This is a genomic window from Pantoea sp. DY-15 (assembly GCF_019795935.1).
Lineage (GTDB): Bacteria > Pseudomonadota > Gammaproteobacteria > Enterobacterales > Enterobacteriaceae > Pantoea > Pantoea leporis.
Genome location: NZ_JAIMIF010000001.1, coordinates 1,537,087 through 1,553,800, shown reverse-complemented (window position 1 = coordinate 1,553,800; position 16,714 = coordinate 1,537,087). Strand labels below are relative to the sequence as shown.

Annotated in this window: 17 protein-coding genes; 3 read left to right on the top strand and 14 right to left on the bottom strand. The window is 58.5% G+C overall.

What is annotated here, in order from left to right:
* The 7 genes from K5Y32_RS07650 to galB form a co-directional block, all read right to left on the bottom strand.
* Positions 1-1,602 (bottom strand): GMC family oxidoreductase, encoded by a 1,602-nt coding sequence (locus K5Y32_RS07650; RefSeq protein WP_222182571.1) that lies wholly within the window; start codon positions 1,600-1,602, stop codon positions 1-3.
* Positions 1,595-2,122, bottom strand: coding sequence for a sugar dehydrogenase complex small subunit (locus K5Y32_RS07645; RefSeq protein ID WP_222182569.1), 528 nt, complete (start codon positions 2,120-2,122; stop codon positions 1,595-1,597). The genes K5Y32_RS07650 and K5Y32_RS07645 overlap by 8 nt, the downstream gene beginning before the upstream one ends.
* Before the next feature lie 15 nt (positions 2,123-2,137).
* Complete coding sequence (locus K5Y32_RS07640) at positions 2,138-2,593, bottom strand: heme-binding protein (protein ID WP_222182567.1); 456 nt, start codon at positions 2,591-2,593, stop codon at positions 2,138-2,140.
* A 116-nt stretch (positions 2,594-2,709) separates the two neighbouring features.
* Positions 2,710-3,594, bottom strand: coding sequence for an NAD(P)-dependent oxidoreductase (locus K5Y32_RS07635; RefSeq protein WP_222182565.1), 885 nt, complete (start codon positions 3,592-3,594; stop codon positions 2,710-2,712).
* A gap of 3 nt (positions 3,595-3,597) precedes the next feature.
* The gene (locus K5Y32_RS07630) at positions 3,598-4,686 is read right to left on the bottom strand and encodes a 4-oxalomesaconate tautomerase (protein WP_222182563.1); all 1,089 of its coding nucleotides are present in this window, start codon (positions 4,684-4,686) and stop codon (positions 3,598-3,600) included.
* A gap of 3 nt (positions 4,687-4,689) precedes the next feature.
* Positions 4,690-5,403 (bottom strand): 4-carboxy-4-hydroxy-2-oxoadipate aldolase/oxaloacetate decarboxylase, encoded by a 714-nt coding sequence (locus K5Y32_RS07625; RefSeq protein WP_101764141.1) that lies wholly within the window; start codon positions 5,401-5,403, stop codon positions 4,690-4,692.
* Positions 5,400-6,140, bottom strand: a complete 741-nt coding sequence (gene galB, locus K5Y32_RS07620) for a 4-oxalmesaconate hydratase (RefSeq protein WP_222182561.1) — start codon at positions 6,138-6,140, stop codon at positions 5,400-5,402. The genes K5Y32_RS07625 and galB overlap by 4 nt, the downstream gene beginning before the upstream one ends.
* Before the next feature lie 130 nt (positions 6,141-6,270).
* On the opposite strand from galB, the gene K5Y32_RS07615 reads away from it, so the two are divergent.
* Entirely contained in the window at positions 6,271-7,497 is a 1,227-nt protein-coding gene (locus tag K5Y32_RS07615; protein WP_222182559.1) for a LysR family transcriptional regulator, read from the top strand.
* Here the strand turns inward: K5Y32_RS07615 and aroQ are convergent, their stop codons facing one another.
* The 6 genes from aroQ to K5Y32_RS24855 form a co-directional block, all read right to left on the bottom strand.
* Entirely contained in the window at positions 7,498-7,929 is a 432-nt protein-coding gene (gene aroQ, locus K5Y32_RS07610; RefSeq protein WP_101764144.1) for a type II 3-dehydroquinate dehydratase, read from the bottom strand.
* Complete coding sequence (locus tag K5Y32_RS07605) at positions 7,926-8,765, bottom strand: amidohydrolase (RefSeq protein WP_222182557.1); 840 nt, start codon at positions 8,763-8,765, stop codon at positions 7,926-7,928. Before K5Y32_RS07605 ends, aroQ begins: the two co-directional genes overlap by 4 nt.
* Positions 8,765-10,024, bottom strand: a complete 1,260-nt coding sequence (locus tag K5Y32_RS07600; protein WP_222182555.1) for a gallate dioxygenase — start codon at positions 10,022-10,024, stop codon at positions 8,765-8,767. Before K5Y32_RS07600 ends, K5Y32_RS07605 begins: the two co-directional genes overlap by 1 nt.
* Positions 10,025-10,042: 18 nt before the next feature.
* Entirely contained in the window at positions 10,043-11,422 is a 1,380-nt protein-coding gene (locus tag K5Y32_RS07595; RefSeq protein WP_222182553.1) for an aromatic acid/H+ symport family MFS transporter, read from the bottom strand.
* A gap of 402 nt (positions 11,423-11,824) precedes the next feature.
* Complete coding sequence (argS, locus tag K5Y32_RS07590) at positions 11,825-13,555, bottom strand: arginine--tRNA ligase (protein ID WP_222182551.1); 1,731 nt, start codon at positions 13,553-13,555, stop codon at positions 11,825-11,827.
* Positions 13,556-13,724: 169 nt separating this feature from the next.
* Positions 13,725-13,847 (bottom strand): hypothetical protein, encoded by a 123-nt coding sequence (locus tag K5Y32_RS24855; RefSeq protein ID WP_007889544.1) that lies wholly within the window; start codon positions 13,845-13,847, stop codon positions 13,725-13,727.
* 311 nt (positions 13,848-14,158) lie between these two features.
* On the opposite strand from K5Y32_RS24855, the gene K5Y32_RS07585 reads away from it, so the two are divergent.
* Positions 14,159-14,719 carry a VOC family protein gene (locus tag K5Y32_RS07585; RefSeq protein WP_222182549.1) on the top strand — a complete coding sequence of 187 codons (561 nt, stop codon included), beginning with the start codon at positions 14,159-14,161 and terminating at the stop codon, positions 14,717-14,719.
* On the opposite strand, the gene K5Y32_RS07580 is transcribed toward K5Y32_RS07585, so the two are convergent.
* The gene (locus K5Y32_RS07580) at positions 14,716-15,855 is read right to left on the bottom strand and encodes a MalY/PatB family protein (protein ID WP_222182547.1); all 1,140 of its coding nucleotides are present in this window, start codon (positions 15,853-15,855) and stop codon (positions 14,716-14,718) included. The genes K5Y32_RS07585 and K5Y32_RS07580 overlap by 4 nt on opposite strands.
* 85 nt (positions 15,856-15,940) lie before the next feature.
* Between K5Y32_RS07580 and cutC the strand changes: the two genes are divergently transcribed.
* A complete protein-coding gene (gene cutC, locus K5Y32_RS07575; protein WP_101764150.1) occupies positions 15,941-16,693 on the top strand; it encodes a copper homeostasis protein CutC in 753 nt (250 codons plus the stop codon).
* Positions 16,694-16,714: the final 21 nt, after the last annotated feature.

The following is a 16,714-nucleotide window of genomic DNA, read 5'->3' as shown; positions in this document are numbered from 1 at the left end:
TTACAAGCTTGCCAGAACGCTATCGGCCATACGCAGCGCCAGCGCGGTTCCGGTCAGCGTTGAGTTGACCGTCGAGGCCGACGGCATAATGCCGGTGCCGGCGATAAACAGGTTCGGGTGATCGTGGGTGCGGCAGTGACCATCCACCACCGAATCCTGTGGATTGCTGCCCATGATCATGGTACCGGTGATGTGCTGGTTGTTGTCGTAAACGCCGCGCTTGCTGTAAACCGCCTCGGTGCCGCCCATCTCTTTCACCATGCGCTGGAAGTCGATCATCGAGTGGTCGTAGCCGCGATGCACGTAGTCCGGGAAGCGGTAGTAAACCTCGAGACGGGGAATGCCCCAGGCATCCTTCTCGGTTTTACTCAGCGTGACGCGGTTCTGCGGCTCCGGCAGCATCTCCAGCAAACACTTGAGCTGAACAAAACGCTCAGCCTGGAAGGCCAGCTTGTCGTTAAGCGCCTTGCCATAATAGCCCTGACGTACCAGACGTTCGGTGAGATAACGCACCGGCGAGGTGTTTGCGAGGTCGATACGCAGCGCCGAACGTTCACCACGGAAATCGCCGTCGCGCATATTGTTGATGCTGCCGGGACGCATTGGCCCACGGCCAAACCACACCGGCTCATCGGCGTAGAACTCCACTGACGATCCCGGATGATCCATCAGGTTGCGGCCCACCATGCCGGAGCTGTTGGCGATGCCGTTCGGGTAGCGATCGCTGGTGGAGAGCAGCAGGATTTTCGGGCTTTCAATGCCGTTGGCGGTCAGGACAAACTGTTTGCCGGTCACGCGATGAGGCACTTTATTCTGATCGAGATAGTGCACCGCCTGAATGGTGCCTTTGTCGTCAGCCTCAATGCGGAACACCACCGCATTGGTGACGATTTTGACACCGGCATCCAGCGCCTTACGTGCGGCAATGCCGCCGTGATACTGCGCATCAATCGGACAAACCGGCATGCAGTTATTGTTGCCGCAGCAGGCTGGGCGACCGTCATAGGCGATGCTGTTACGCGCCTGCGGACCAATGCCCACCTCATAACCCAGCGGACCGAGTCGCTGCTTCAGACGATCGAAGCCGTACGGCAGCGGAATGCCCGGCAGCGGGTAAGGGCGCGAACGCGGCGAAGCCAGATCGCTGTCGCCAGATACGCCCATCTGGTATTCCGCGTCGCAGTAATAGGGTTCCAGCTCGTCATAGCTGATGGGCCAGTCGCGGCCAACGCCGTACAGCGACTGAATGCGCATATCGTTCGGCAACAGGCGGAACGCTTGTCCAGCCCAGTGCCATGTGGTGCCGCCGGTACCGCGCAGATATTGGGCGCGATAGGGATCCGGGCCTTTCTGGATCAGGTAATTGTTATCGCTGGGTATGAATTTTGGCTGCGGTGCCCACGGCTGCGGCGGATACGGCTCGGTGAAATCGCCCTTAAACGGCGAATTGCGAAAATACTCCACCGCCTGATCGCGCTTAATCTCCGGGCCGGACTCCAGCATCAATACCGACGCGCCCGCTTTGGCCATCTTCAGCGCCGCCAGTGAACCGGCAATGCCGGCGCCAATCACCACCACGTCGGCGCTTAATGAATCAGACATGTGCTCTCCTTGCAGGCGGCTGCGTCCAGAAGTTAGGTTGCCCCGGCGCGTAGCTCGGTGGTAACAGGGAATCACGCACCAGCTGATAGCTGACGATATTTTCAAAGGCGATACATTGCGGACGCGGCAGCGGTCCGACGACGCCGAGATACCAGCCGGAAACCAGCGCCTGATAAAGATCGTTAAGGGCTTTGGGCTGGCTACTCAGCAGCGCCAGCAGGCTGCTGCCGTTGGCGGCGGGTTGCTGCTCCAGCAGCGCGCTGAGCGTATCGAGCTGGCTATCCAGCTGCGGAAAATGTGCGTGCAGCCAGCTGTAGAGGCGCTGCGCCAGCAAGGCATCCGGCTGGTCCAGTCCGGTTAATCGGACGGAAATCGCAGTAAAACTGGCGGACGGTGCCACTGCGGCGGCCAGCGGTGGCGAGGCGAAAGCCAGGCTTCCGGGTAGCGCCTGCGTCAGGACGCCAGCCACCAACAGGCCCGCCGTGCCGGTCAGCAACCGGCGGCGTGAAAGAGTCATCATGGAAATTCCCGAAAGTTATTTCAGCGCCTGAGCGGCAGCCTCTGAAGCCTGGTTATCCAGATCCTGTTTGGGGGTGCTGACGCCGACGGCGCCGACCACTTCATTTTGCAGCGTGAGCGGGAAACCGCCGCCGAGCGCCACAGCGTGCGGGATGGCGAGAACCGTGGTTTCGCCACTCTGCAGACGCTGCATAAATTTCAGGGAAGGGGCGTGATACAGCGCCGAGGTGCGCGCTTTACCAATGGCGGCATCGACGCAGCCCGGCGATGCGCCGTCAAGGCGCTGGAAGGCCAGTAGCGTACCGCTGGCATCAACCACCGCTACACAGCCGGTGCTGTGCTGCGCGCTGATGCTGTTTTTGACACTGGTCATCACCTGGTTGGTGTGGCTGGCGTCCAGCGCGGGGGCGCTGGCCTGGGCAATACCCGCTGCCAGCAGCAGGGAAAGGGCGACAGATGCTCTAATCTTCATGTTTTGCTTCCGATATTTATTGTTTTAAAACGTGCTTCTCGTCTCGCTTACGCTACGCTGTTGCAAAAATGTAAACAATTGCCGATAAACAAAACGCATACCTCTATGCGTATAACTCATTGAGGTGGATAGATCTTATCCAGCGTCTGTTGCCAGACGAACGGCGTCAGTTGTTGATAGCGCAGGGAGCGGGCGTTTAACGCATCAATCAGCCCTTGCTGCGTGGCAACAATCGCTGCGCTCATGGCGGCAGGTACCTTGACGTCCTGCAGCGTTTTCACCACTTCCTGCATCTCTTCAGCGCGTCGCTGGCCGTGCTCTGCCACGCGGCTAATCAGGTAGTGCGGCAGCTGATCGTCCCAGCCCAGCGACGGGAAACTGGCGTGCAGCGAGTCGAGTACCGCTTGCTCTACGCCATACTGGCGCGCCGCGCTCAGGCATTCGGTGGTCAGCGCTTCGAGGCCTTTGATCATCACGCTGCGGCACATCTTAATCGCTGAAGCTTCACCCACTTCGCCACCCAACAGGCGGCTGTGGAGACCCAGCTGTTGCAGCAGCGGCTGTACCTGTGCAGCCTGAGCGCCGCCAATCAGCAGCGGCGTCGCCAGCCGCTGGGGCGGCACCGGCGCCATCACCGCCACGTCGATATAGCTGGCCCCCGCAGCGTGAATCACTTCAGCCGCGGCGCGTTTGGTGTGCGGTGCCACCGAGTTGAGATCGAGAAAGTGCTGCCCGGCCTGTAACCGCGCTGCCGCCTGCTGCGCCACGTTGAGGGCCTGCGACGCGGTAACGGTGGAGAACACCAGCGCGGCGTCCTGCAATGCATCCGCCAGCGAAGCGGCCAGCCGCACGCCGCTCTGCTGCGCTTTTTGCTGCAGCGCGGGCAGGGTTTCTGCCGCGAGGGCTTTGCGATCCCATACCGTCACCGCATTGCCCTGCGTCTGTAAATCATGGGCGAGAATGCCGCCCGCTTCGCCAAAACCGATAAAGGTGATGTTCATCAATTACTCCTTGCTGAAGGGCCAGACCGCCGCCGGAATCATGACTTCACCGGCGAAAATGGCACGCGCAGTGCGCAACAGACCGCAGCCCGCCAGCGGGTTATCGCCTTCGCGCTGCAGCAGCACGCTGAATTCTCCGCTGGGATGTTCCACGCTCAGGCGCTGTTGAGGTTTCTGGCTGGTGCGTGCCAGTCCGTCGGCGACGCTGCCGGGGATCAGGCAGGCGCTGGCGACACTCACCGCGCCAAGCACACCAATCGAGGCATGGCAGCGGTGCGGAATAAAGGTGCGTGAGCTGATGGCGCCACCGTGACGCGCTTCAGCCAGCAGCGTGACTTTGGGCACTGTTCGCTGGCTGACATCCCCTAAATTCATCCGCGGCCCGGCCTGCAGGCGGATCGACTCCAGCCGCTGCTTGAGCTCGCTGTCGTTATCCAACGCGTCGCGGCTTTCATAGCCGCTGCGATTGACATCCGCTGCACGCACCAGGATCACCGGCATGCCGTTGTCGATGCAGGTGACGTCGATGCCATCAAAACGATCGCGCGGCTGACCGGTTGGCAGCAGCGCGCCACAGCTCGAACCGGCAATGTCTTTGAAGGTGAGGGCGATCTCGCTTGCGCTGCCCGGTACGCCATCAATGCGTAAGTCGCCGTCATAGTCGACTTCACCGTCGGGCGTGGCGAACGCCGCCTCGGCAATCTGCCCGGTGTTCTGCATGAAAATGCGCACACGGGTGCGTTCGCTGCCTGCCTTGACCAGCCCGCGTTCGACGGCGAAAGGCCCGACGGCGGCGAGGATATTGCCGCAGTTTTGCCCGTAATCGACGCGGGCTTGATCGACGTTGACCTGGGCAAACAGGTAATCGACATCGGCATCGTCCCGCCGCGAAGCGCTGACGATCGCCACTTTGCTGGTGAGCGGATCGGCCCCGCCGAGGCCGTCAATTTGACGGATATCGGGCGATCCCATTACCGCCAGCAGTACCCGATCGCGGGCCGCCGGTTCGGCTGGCAGATCCTGTGCCAGAAAGCAGGCGGCTTTGGAGGTGCCGCCGCGCATCAGTAAGCAGGGAATGCGACGCTGGCGCATGGTTTACTCCTCCAGTTGATCGAGCGTGTCGAGATAGCGCAGTCCTTTTTCCGCCAGGCGCGGGCGCATCTGATAGATATCCAGGCCCAGCTCACCGGCCGCTAAACGCAGGCGTTTGCTCTCTTCCAGCTCTTCACGCTGACGCGCTTTGGCCGCCACGCTGGCGGCTTCATCGCGTGCCACCACCACCACGCCGTCGTCATCGGCGACGATAACGTCACCCGGCCAGATCAGCTGCCCGGCACACACCAGCGGCACATTCACCGAGCCGAGCGTCTCTTTCACCGTGCCCTGCGCATATACCGCACGCGACCAGACGGCAAAGCCCATCTCACGCAACGTGCGGCTATCGCGCACACCGACATCCGCCACCAGCCCGCGCACGCCGCGCGCCTGCAGCGAGGTCGCCAGCAGATCGCCGAAGAAGCCGTCGCTGCACGGCGAGGTCGGCGCGACCACCAGCACATCGCCCGGCTGGCAGAGCTCCACCGCGACGTGAAACATCCAGTTATCGCCGGGTGCGACCAGCACGGTGACCGCGCTGCCCGCAATAGCACAATCCTGCTGAATCGGGCGAATGGCAGGATCGAGCAAACCTTTACGCCCCTGCGCTTCATGCACAGTGGCGACGCCAAAGCGCGCCAGCGCGTCGATATCGGTGGCTGCCGCACGCGGGATGTGGCGCACCGCGACGCCTTTTTTCGCGATGATGCTCATGCCAGATCCTCCGTTACGCGCGGGAAGATGCTCTGATAACCTTCGCCATAAATGATGTCGCGGCTGGTGGTAATGCCGACGTTACGCTTGGCCTGCACGCCGCGCTGCTGCGCTACGCGCGTGTAGTATTCCCACAGATGTTCCTGCCCGGCCATGCACTGAATCGCCTGATATTTTTTGTCCCACACTGAGGTGATATCCAGCAGCACATCCGGCTTCCAGTTGCACTGTTCAGGCTGGTGCGGTTCGAAGCAGTACACCGGCGGCGCACCGACGATTTTTTCGCCCGGACGGTAGCCTTCGGCCTGGGCGATAATGCGCGCCTCCTGCGCCAGATGCGTGGCCAGCGGGTGATCGTAGTTGTAGGGATCCTGCAAGGAATGGGTCAGAACAAACTGCGGCTGCACCCGGCGATAAACGTCCGCCAGGCGGAACAGGGTTTCTTTATCGGCACGCAGCGGATAATCGCCGAGATCAAAAAATTCAATGCTGGCACCGAGGATGTCTGCGGCGGCCTGCGCCTCGCTGCGGCGGGCGGCTTTGACTTTGGCCTCGCTCATCTCCCCCTTGCGCCACAGCTTGGCCGATTCGCCGCGCTCACCAAATGAGAGGCAGACAACGTGAACGTCATAGCCCTGCGCATGGTGCAGCGCGATGGCACCGCCGGCGCGCCAGACGAAATCTGCTGAGTGAGCGCTGACCACCAGCGCGGTTTTTTTTGGGGTGTTGTTAGTCATGGCATACTCCTCCGCTGTTTTTTTCCATGCTGTCACTGCCCACCTGGCGGCGATAATTCATTTCATTGCAGCGGGTATGCGTTTTATTTATATTGCGACATCGAACGGTGGTGAAAACAGGCAGGGAAAGATGGCGGAAAAGGGCACGCAGGAGCTGACAAATCTGATGCAAATCAGGGCATTTAGTCAGGTGGTAGCACAAGGCAGTGTCTCACGGGCAGCGGATGAATTATTTCGCACCCAGTCGGCCATTACCCGCGCTATTCGCGACCTGGAACTCACCTTAGGCGTCACGCTATTTGAACGTCACGCCGGTGGCATGATGCTGACTGACTTCGGTAAATGTGTGCTGCCGCGCGCGCTGCGGGCGATTGAGGAGCTGCATCAGGTGCCGCAGCGGCTGGCAAAATTGCAGGGACGCGGTGCGCAGCGTAGCGACGCGGAACCGCTGTGGCTGTTTAACGTGCGTCGGCTGCAAATTTTTATCACGCTGTGCCAGACGCGGCATATGCAGACGGTGGCGGCACGTCTCGGACTAAGCCAGCCGGCGGTGAGCGCCGCGCTGCGCGTGCTGGAAAACGGCGCGGGCATCGCGCTGCTGGAGCGCACGCCGCACGGCATGATGCCTTCGCTGGCCGGACGTGAAATTGAAGCCAACGTGCGGCGTGCGCTGAATGAATTGCGGCACATTCCGGCCGATATCGCTGCCCGCAGCGGGATACTCGAGGGAACGGTGCGCGTGGGCGCATTGCCGCTGGGACGCACGCGTATCCTGCCGCAGGCGATCGTGATGCTGACGGCGCGTTATCCGGGCGTACGCGTGGTCACCAGTGAAAGCGCCTTTGGCGTGCTGGCCTCGGAAATGCGCTCGGGCGATATCGATTTTATTTTTGGCGCGCTGCGCCGCGATGAAGATGCGCTGGACGTCACGCGCGAGACGCTGTTCTCCGAACGTATGGTGCTGCTGGCGCGTCACGATCATCCGCTGGTGGGACGTGAGCTCTCTACCGAAGATCTGCGCGCAGCGCGTTGGGTGCTGCCGCGTTCGGCCACGCCAGCGCGTTATCTATTGAATAACAGTTTTCAGGCGATGGGCATTCCGGCACCCGATCCGGTGGTGGAAACCGGCGATCTGGCGTTGGTGCGCGGCTTGCTGATGCAGTCGGATATGCTGGCGGCGGTCTCCGCGCACCAGCTGGAAGTGGAACTGGCGTCCGGCGCGCTGGTGGTGTTGCCGGTGCCTTTGCCGGATACCGATCGCGCTATCGGGCTGACGGTGCGGGCGGGCTGTCTGCACTCACCGGCAGCGGATGCGTTGATCCGCTGCCTGCGTGAAGTGTGCGGGCAGGACCAATAATCAACCTGCGCGCGCCGCTTCCATCAACGCATAGCGGTAACCGCGAATGCCGTAGCCGCAGATCACGCCTTGTGCGACGTCGGAAAGATAGGAGTGATGACGGAACGGCTCACGCTTGTGCACGTTGGTGATGTGCACTTCCCACAGCGGCAACCCCACGCCGGTGACCGCATCGCGGATCGCCACCGAGGTGTGCGTCCACGCTGCCGGGTTGATCACCAGCGCCTGCGCTTCGAGACGCGCCTGCTGAATCCACTCAATCATTTCCCCTTCGTGGTTGGTCTGGCGAAACTCAATCGTCACGCCCAGCTCTTCCGCCGTTGCGCGGCACAGCGCTTCGACGCTTTGCAGCGTGTCGGAGCCGTAGGTTTCTGGCTCGCGGGTGCCCAGCAGATTGAGGTTCGGGCCGTTCAATACATAGATGGTTCTCATCGTGACTCCTGTAATTCAGTAAAACCAAAGAGCCGCTGTGGCGTGTGCCAAAGCACCTGACGGCGGCTCTTTTCATCGGGGATCAGCTGTTCGATCAGCAGCAGTTGCGTGCCCATATCCATGCGTTCAGTGGCGCGCAGGAAAGGCCAGTCCGATCCCCACATGCAGTTTTCCGCGCCGAATGCGTCCAGCAAGGCCAGCAAATAGGGATGTCCATCGCTGAAGGGATAGGGCTGCCGGGAGAATTTCGCCAGCCCGGAGAGCTTGACGCTGGTGCGCTGCTGGCCGGCCAGCGACAGCAGCGCCTGAAAGGCTGGTTGTGCTACGCCCGCGCTGACGTCAGGCCGACCGGAGTGATCGATCAGCAAACGCGTGCGGGTGCGTGACAGCAGCGGCATCAGCGCCAGTAGCTGATCGTTTTGCACCTGAATCTGGGCAAAGAGATCCAACTCCGCCAGCCTGCCCATCAGGGCATCAAGCTGGAGAAACGGCTCGGTGCCCAGCATCGCCACGTTAAGCGCAATGCCGACGATGCCTTGATCTTTCAGGCTGGCGAGCGTGTCGCTCTCCACGTCACGCGGCGTGACGGCAATCCCCTTGAAGCGTCCTTCGCCGCGCTTGATGGTATCCAGCAGGCAGCGATTGTCGGTGTTATAGCCCGACGTTGGGCCGACAATCAGCGAGTGGCGGATGTTGTAGGCCTGCATCACTGCGCGATAGTAATTCGGCGTCGCCAGCTCGTGTCCGTCCGGGTTATAGGCGCTCTCGGGTGCCCAGGGAAAGTTTACTGGATCAAAAACGTGGTGATGGCAGTCGATGACCGGTTGCGTAAACATCAGTCTGCTTTCCCCGCCACCGAATAGAGCACCTGCTGATTGCGCGTCTGCTGGAACTGTTCCAGCGTTTCACCGCGCATCGCTGAGTAGATATGCAGGTTAGAGACGCCGACTACCGCACCCAGTTTTTCCAGCAGGAAGAAGCTGACGCCGTAATGGATCATGCCGCGCCAGTCGAGCTGGGTAATCAGCGTTTGCTCTTCAGCGCTCAGCCCGGCCTCCTGATACAGCGCCTGCGGAGCTTCGCGGAATCGCTTACGCCATTCTGGCTGAATCATGCGGTGCAGGAAGCGGTTGATGCGCAGCGCTTTAAGGCTGCGCGCCTGGGTGAACGGATAGGTGCCGGGCAGTTTTTCCACGCCGCTGAGCTGCAGGTTGATCTTATCGCGCTGACGCTGGTGCACATCGACCGGCGCTTCGCGTGACTGATTTTCAAGGATCAGCGTGGCGATCCCGGTCATCGAAGGCAGATAGTAATCCTGATGCAGTTTCTCGACGTTGGCCGACAGCGCACCGCGCATGATCAGCCACATAATCACTTCCGCACCTTCCAGGCCGCCGAGCGTGGCGTATTCCGCCAGGGTGATTTCGGTCAGGCGCTCGGGATCGTTGATCAACAAATCAATAAACTGCGCATCCCATTCGGGATTGTTGAAGCCGCAGCGCTCGCCGTGTACCTGATGTGACACGCCGCCGGTCGCGACCACCGCAACGTTCAGATCCTCCGGGAAACTTTCTACCGCGCGCTTCAGCGCCTGGCCGAGTTTATAGCAGCGACGCGCCGTCGGGATCGGGAACTGCAACACGCCGACCGCCAGCGGAACCACCTGCATCGGCCAGCCGCCTTGCCACGGTGCCAGCGCCGACAGCGGCGAAAACAGGCCGTGATCCAGCGCTTTGTCCTGGAAGAATGACATATCGAACTCATCCGCCATCAGGCTGGCACCAATATGCTGTGACAGCGCCGCATGGCCTTTTACCGGCGGCAGATCGCGCGGGCCGCCGCCTTCATCCGCAACGGCATATTCGTCATCAATGCCCAGCACAAACGCCGAGTAGTGATCAAAAAAGAAGGAGGTGACGTGATCGTTAAACACATACAGCAGCACATCCGGTTTTTTCTCCTTCAGCCAGCGCTGCATCGGGGCAAAGCCATCGAAAATCGGGGCCCATGCGCCTTCCTGCTGCTTGTTGTGATCGACCGCAAAGCCAATGGTGGGAGTATGCGAAACCGCTAAACCGCCTATGATTTTAGCCATAATTTTTTGACCTCTACTTCATCGATTATTGAGGGTACGCGACAGGGACGGCAGGTCGTTAAGCTCGATGCCTTTAACCTGACGGGCCACCTGTGCAGGGTGATGTCGGGTGATGGAAAGTGCCGCCAAAACTGCCGGGAGCGACAAAACGATAAAAATGGCTGTTTGCCCAGGGAACACGCCGAGCAGCACGCCGCCCAGCGACGAGCTGATAATGGCGCCGCTGCGACCAATGCCGTGCATCCAGCACACGCCGGTGGCGCGCATTTCAGTGGGATAAAAGGCCGGGGAGAAGGCCTGCAATCCGGTTTGCGCACCGTTAATGCAGACGCCGGCGAAGAACACCAGCAGCGCCAGCACATTCGGGCCAAAGCTCCAGATGCCCTGCGACACCAGGCAGAAGCTGCCCAGCAGATAGAACAGGGCGATAACATATTTCGCTTTGAAACGGTCCATCAGCCCACCAACCATTAAGCCGCCAAAGGTGCCGCCCAGCTGGAATAAGCCCGCCACAATCGCCGCGCGCTCCAGCGTTACGCCGCCAGAACGCAGGATGGTTGGCAGCCAGCCGTTAAGCAGGTAGATGACGAATAGCCCCATGAAGTAGGTGAGCCATAACACCACCGTGCCGCCTGCATAGCCGCGGCTGAACAGCTGCAGCACCTGCGCTTTTTTCGGGATGATTGGCGCATTGAGCACAAAGGCGGTGCCAGCGGAGAATTCGCCGCCCAAACGTTTGAGCACGGCGGCAATCTTGTCGCGACTGACTTTGCGCACCACCATATACATCGCCGATTCCGGCAGCAGCCACAGCAGCAGCGGCAACATCAGTAGCGGCAGCAAGCCCCCTAAACCCAGCACCGCTTGCCAGCCAAAGTGTGGCAGCATGCCGGCGGCAATGAATCCGCCCAATCCGGAACCGATATTAAACCCGCTGTACATCACGGTGATCATCAGGCTGCGACGGCGTTCCGGCATATATTCCGACACCAGCGTGACGCAGTTGGGCATCACCGCACCGAGACCGAGACCGGTGAGAAAACGTAACACACCCATTTCCAGCGGCGTGCGCGCGAAGGCGCTCATCAGGCTGAAGCAGGCGAAGACGGCAATCGACAGCAGCAGCACGCGTTTGCGGCCAAATTTGTCGGACCACGGACCGGCAATTAGCGCGCCAATCGCCACGCCAAACATCGCGGCACCGAGAATCGGCCCCATTTCTGCATGGCTGATGCCCCAGTCTTCAATCAACGCGGGCGCAATGAAACCCATCGCTGCCGCATCGTAGCCATCAAACATGATGATGATGAAACACAGGCTGAGGGTCAGCCACTGGTATCCGGTGATCGGGCGGGCGTCGATCCAGCCTTTTACATCGATAATGTCGTGATTGCTCATAGGATACGCTCTGATTTTTTTATTAATAACGTTATCGGGTTGAGATTTTATTCTGCCCTGACATTGGCCGGGGGCATCACTTTAACCCGATTGCAGGGGATAAGTTTTATAGTTTTTAGCTGTTAAAACAGCTTGTTGCATGTTTTTGTGTTCTTGCTTCCATAACCAAATTAGGGATGGCGTGCGAGTTTGTCTGCCATAAAATGGTTATGAAGGTATGAGTTTTGTTTATTTGGTGAGCTGTGTCGGAAAAATGAGAAGGCGTATCGAGGCTGAGGAATGGCGGGTATTGGGCACGGCAGAAGCGCTATTCAGAGCGGGCTGAAGAGCAGAATTTTGTCAGAGGAGAAAAAAGGGGGAAAGCAAGCGGAGAGCCGTTTGTGGCGCTCTCCGCCAGAAGTATTACATGCGTTCGACGGTTTTAATGCCCAGCGTATCCAGACCTTGCTTCAGCGTTTTCGCGGTTAACGCGGCCAGCTGCAGGCGGCTCTGACGGATGTTCTCGTCCTCGGCGGAGAGAATAGGGCAGTGTTCGTAGAAGCCAGAGAACTGACCGGCCAGATCGTACAGATAAGCACACATCACATGTGGCGTACCGTCGCGCGCGACCTGCGTTATCACTTCTTCGAACTGCAGCAGACGCGTAGCCAACTGCGCTTCACGCTCTTCGGTCAGCACGATGTCACCGCTCAGGCTATCGGCATCAATGCCGGCTTTGCGGAACACCGACAGCACGCGCGTGTAGGCGTATTGCATGTAAGGCGCGGTGTTGCCTTCGAAGGCCAGCATGTTGTCCCAGTCGAAGATGTAATCGGTGGTGCGGCTTTTTGACAGGTCAGCGTATTTCACCGCGCCGATGCCAACCACTTCCGACAGATCCTTCAGCTCCTGCGCGGACATCTCTGGATTTTTCTCGCTGACCAACGCATGCGCGCGTTCAACCGCTTCATCCAGCAAATCGGCGAGGCGAATAGTACCGCCGCTGCGGGTTTTAAATGGACGACCATCTTTACCCAGCATCATGCCGAAGGCGTGATGTTCAAGCGGTACCGATTCCGGCACGTAACCGGCTTTACGCACGATGGTCCACGCCTGCTGCAGGTGCTGATGCTGACGGGAATCGATGTAATAGAGCACGCGATCGGCATGCAGGGTTTCGAAGCGGTATTTGGCGCAGGCGATGTCGGTGGTGGTGTAGAGATAGCCGCCATCTTTCTTCTGAATGATCACGCCCATCGGTTCGCCTTCCTTGTTTTTGAACTCATCAAGGAAAACTACTGTGGCGCCTTCGCTGGTCACCGCCAGGCCTTTTTCGCGCAGATCGGCGACGATGCCCGGCAGCATGTCGTTGTACAGGCTTTCACCCATCACATCTTTGCGCGTCAGCGTCACGTTCAGGCGGTCATACACCTGCTGATTCTGGCTCATGGTGATATCAACCAGCTTCTTCCACATGTTGCGGCAATATTCGTCGCCACCCTGCAGTTTCACCACGTAATTACGCGCGCGCTCGGCGAAGGCTTCGTCGGCATCGTAGGTCACTTTGGCTTCGCGGTAGAAGGCTTCCAGGTCAGCCAGCGCAATCTCTTCGTGATGTTCGTTCTGCTGTTTTTCCAGATAGGCAATCAGCATACCGAACTGCGTGCCCCAGTCGCCGACGTGGTTGGCGCGGATCACGTTATGGCCGAGGAACTCCAGCGTACGCACTGCCGCATCACCAATGATGGTGGAGCGAACGTGACCGACGTGCATCTGCTTCGCCACGTTAGGCGCGGAGTAATCCACCACGATAGTTTGCGGCGCAACCGCGCTCACGCCAAGGCGCGGCAGCTGCAGCGCCTGCGCGGTTTGCGCGGCCAGCCATGCACGATCGAGGAAGATATTGATAAAGCCGGGACCGGCGATTTCGACTTTGCTGGCGATGCCGTTAAGATCCAGATGCTGAATCACCTGCTCAGCCAGTTGTCGCGGTGCCTGACCGAGCTTTTTCGCCACGGCCATCATACCGTTTGCCTGGTAATCACCGAACTGTACCTTCGCAGACTGACGAACCTGAGGTTCGCAATCGGCAGGCGCACCCGCCGCAATCATTGCCTGACTGACTTTGTCGGAAAGAAGAGCCTGAATATTCACCGCGTTACCTTCATATGCTGAAAAGGCCCGCCTGTAGGCGGCGAGCCGATGTCGTCATCCCGCAACTGCGCGGCGGGACGAAAAATAAGAGGGGAAGTATACGTGAAATGTTAAAGTGAGTCAGCTATTCGGTATCTGATGACAGGCAACATCGGGCCCTCAGCGCCGATTAACGGCGCCGTGGGTGACGACGAGGATTTTTAACGCTTTTGTCTTCACGCACCTTCCAATGGCGGGAAATTGCAAATCCCATTAATGCAATCAGGACCGCGACAACAATGAGCATAGACATAAGGCCGTTCCTTGTAGTTGTGAAACCCAAATTTATAAGAAAGGGTTTCAAGCTGCAATTGTTTGCAACCTAAATAAGAGTTATCTCATTGTATTAACTATTGTGATTAATAACAAATAGTTAGGTCATTTTCATAAAGTAACTGCTGGACCTGATTAGGCGATAAATCCGAAATGAATGGTCTATTTATGCAGTTTTCAGCCTTTTTGACGCCTAAATCGGATGAATCCGACAATTTTGTCAAGCGGAATCAACGGCTAGCAAATTTCATATTGATTAGTAAACCTGAACTGAATTAGAGGTAAGGCTTGATGCAGACCCACTTTCCTATGGAATTGGATGATTTAAAACAAGACATGGCTCGTTTTGAGCAGTCGCTAGTGAATTTTTCTGAACGTTTAGGCATTAACCTGGCCGAACATGAAGCCGATCACGTTGCGGTACGCTGCCACCAGTTTGCGACAGCAGAACGCTGGAAAGCGGGCTTATTGCAGATCGGCACGCGGTTTTCCGAGGCAATGATCAATGGTCGCCCGATCTGCCTGTTCAAACTGCATCAGCCATTGAACCTGGCGGGCTGGCAAATCGATGTGATTGAACTGCCGTGGCCGGGCGAAAAGCTGTATCGCCATGAAGGCTGGGAACACGTGGAGATTGTGCTGCGTGGAGAACCGGAAACGCTGGGTGTGCGGGCGATGGCGCTGCTTTCAGATGATGCGCTGACGCAGCCGGGCATCTCGTTTAAAACCAGCGCGCCCAAAGGCGAGAACGAGCGTTTGCCCAATCCGACGCTGGCGGTGACGGACGGGCAAACCACGATTAAGTTTCATCCGTGGCGACTGGAAGAGATCGTCGCCAGCGAGCAGGCTTAACGGCGCGCCGCGACCGCTTTTTGCAAACGCGCGACCGCTTGTTCCAGCGTGGCGCGCGTACAGCCAAAGTTGAAGCGCACGAAATTATCGTCGCCAAAATCGTGGCCCGGTGAAAAACCGAGACCGTGCTGCTCGAAGTAATCCATTGGGCTGGCGACATCCAGCTTGCTGGCGTCGATCCAACCGAGGTAAGTCGCTTCCGGCGCGGCCATCTGCAGTTCGGGCAGTGCATTGACCTGCGCCACCAGCCAGTCGCGATTGGCGCGCAGATAATCCAGCTGCGCTGCCAGCCATGCATCGCCATCGCGCCACGCCGCTTCGGCCGCCACCAGCGCCAGAATATCCACGCCAGGCACAATGCCTTCACGTACGCGTTTGAACCGTGCTCGCAGCTCTGAATTGGGAATGATCGCCAGCGATGCACCCAATCCAGCAATATTGAAAGTTTTCGACGGAGATAGCAGCGTGATGCTGCGCTGTGCGGCATCTTCACTTAAGGCCGCAAACGGAATGTGCTGCGCGCCGGGTGACAGCAATAAATCGCAATGGATTTCATCGGAGCAGACGATCAAATCATGCTGCTGCGCAAATGCCAGTTGCGCTTCCAGCTCGTCACGACGATAAACCGTGCCGCCCGGATTCTGCGGATTACACAGCATTAGCAGGCGTTCATTGCCCTGCATCGCTCTATCATCCAGAACCATCACCCAGCGATCGTTTTGTAAACGCAGCGGTAAATTTACCTGCGCGCGGTCAGCCAGCTTCGCTGCACCGCGAAACGGCGGATAGATCGGCGTCGGGGAAACAGTAGATTCGCCAGACTCCGTGAATGCGCGGACCGAAAGATTCAAACCACACACTACGCCGGGCAATAACACAATCCAGTCCGGCTCAATCTGCCAGTTGTAGCGCTGCGCTAAACGCGAAAGGGTGATATCAATCAATCCGGTTGGCGTTGCACCATAGCCAAATACACCGTGCTCAGCGCGCTGTTTAATGGCCTCAATCACACCCGGCGGCGAACGGAAATCGCTGTCCGCTACCCAGAGCGGCAGCACATCGCGATCACCATATTTGTGCCATTTCAAACTATCGCTGTGACGACGGTCTATCCATTGATTAAAATCGAATGCCATAGTGCGAGTTCCACGTAAACTGTCCAATTAAGTAGACTAACTGAAGCATTCATCCCGAGCCAGAAGTCATGAGAAGGAGCATGGTATGACGAAACTGGAAATTTGTTGCTACGGCATCGACTGCGCAATGACTGCGCAGCTGTCCGGTGCCGATCGCGTGGAGCTGTGCAGTGCACCGCGCGAAGGTGGGTTGACGCCTTCAGCCGGCGTGCTGGAAGCGGCACGACGTGAAATTTCGATCCCGGTACATCCTATCGTCCGTCCGCGCGGCGGCGATTTTTGCTACACCCACTTTGAGTTTGAGTCGATGAAATCGGACGTTGCGCTAATGCGTGAACTCGGTTTTCCCGGCTTAGTGATTGGCATGCTGGATGAAGATGCGCATGTCGATATTGCTCGTATGCAGCAGATTATGAAGCTGTGTGACGGCATGGACGTCACCTTCCATCGCGCCTTTGATTTATGCCACAGCCCGAAACGCTCACTTGAGGTGCTGGCTGATTTAGGCATCGCGCGGATCCTGACGTCTGGTCAGCAGCAGAGTGCCGAAGCAGGAATTGCATTATTAAGGGAACTAAATGAACACAGCACAGGTCCAATTATTATGGCCGGTGCGGGCGTACGTTTGAGCAACATCCAGAAATTCATCGACAGTGGATTGCAGGAAGTCCACAGCTCCGCCAGCCGTTTAGTCGCTTCGCCGATGCGCTACCGTAAAGCCGGTGTTTCCATGTGCTCCGAAGCGGAAACCGATGAATTCAGTCGCTATTGCGTTGATGGTGATGTGGTTGAAGCCATGAAAAGCATGACGCAGTTGAGCGCCGTCCGGGTAGCCTGAATTCCCCCCGATTTTGCCGCG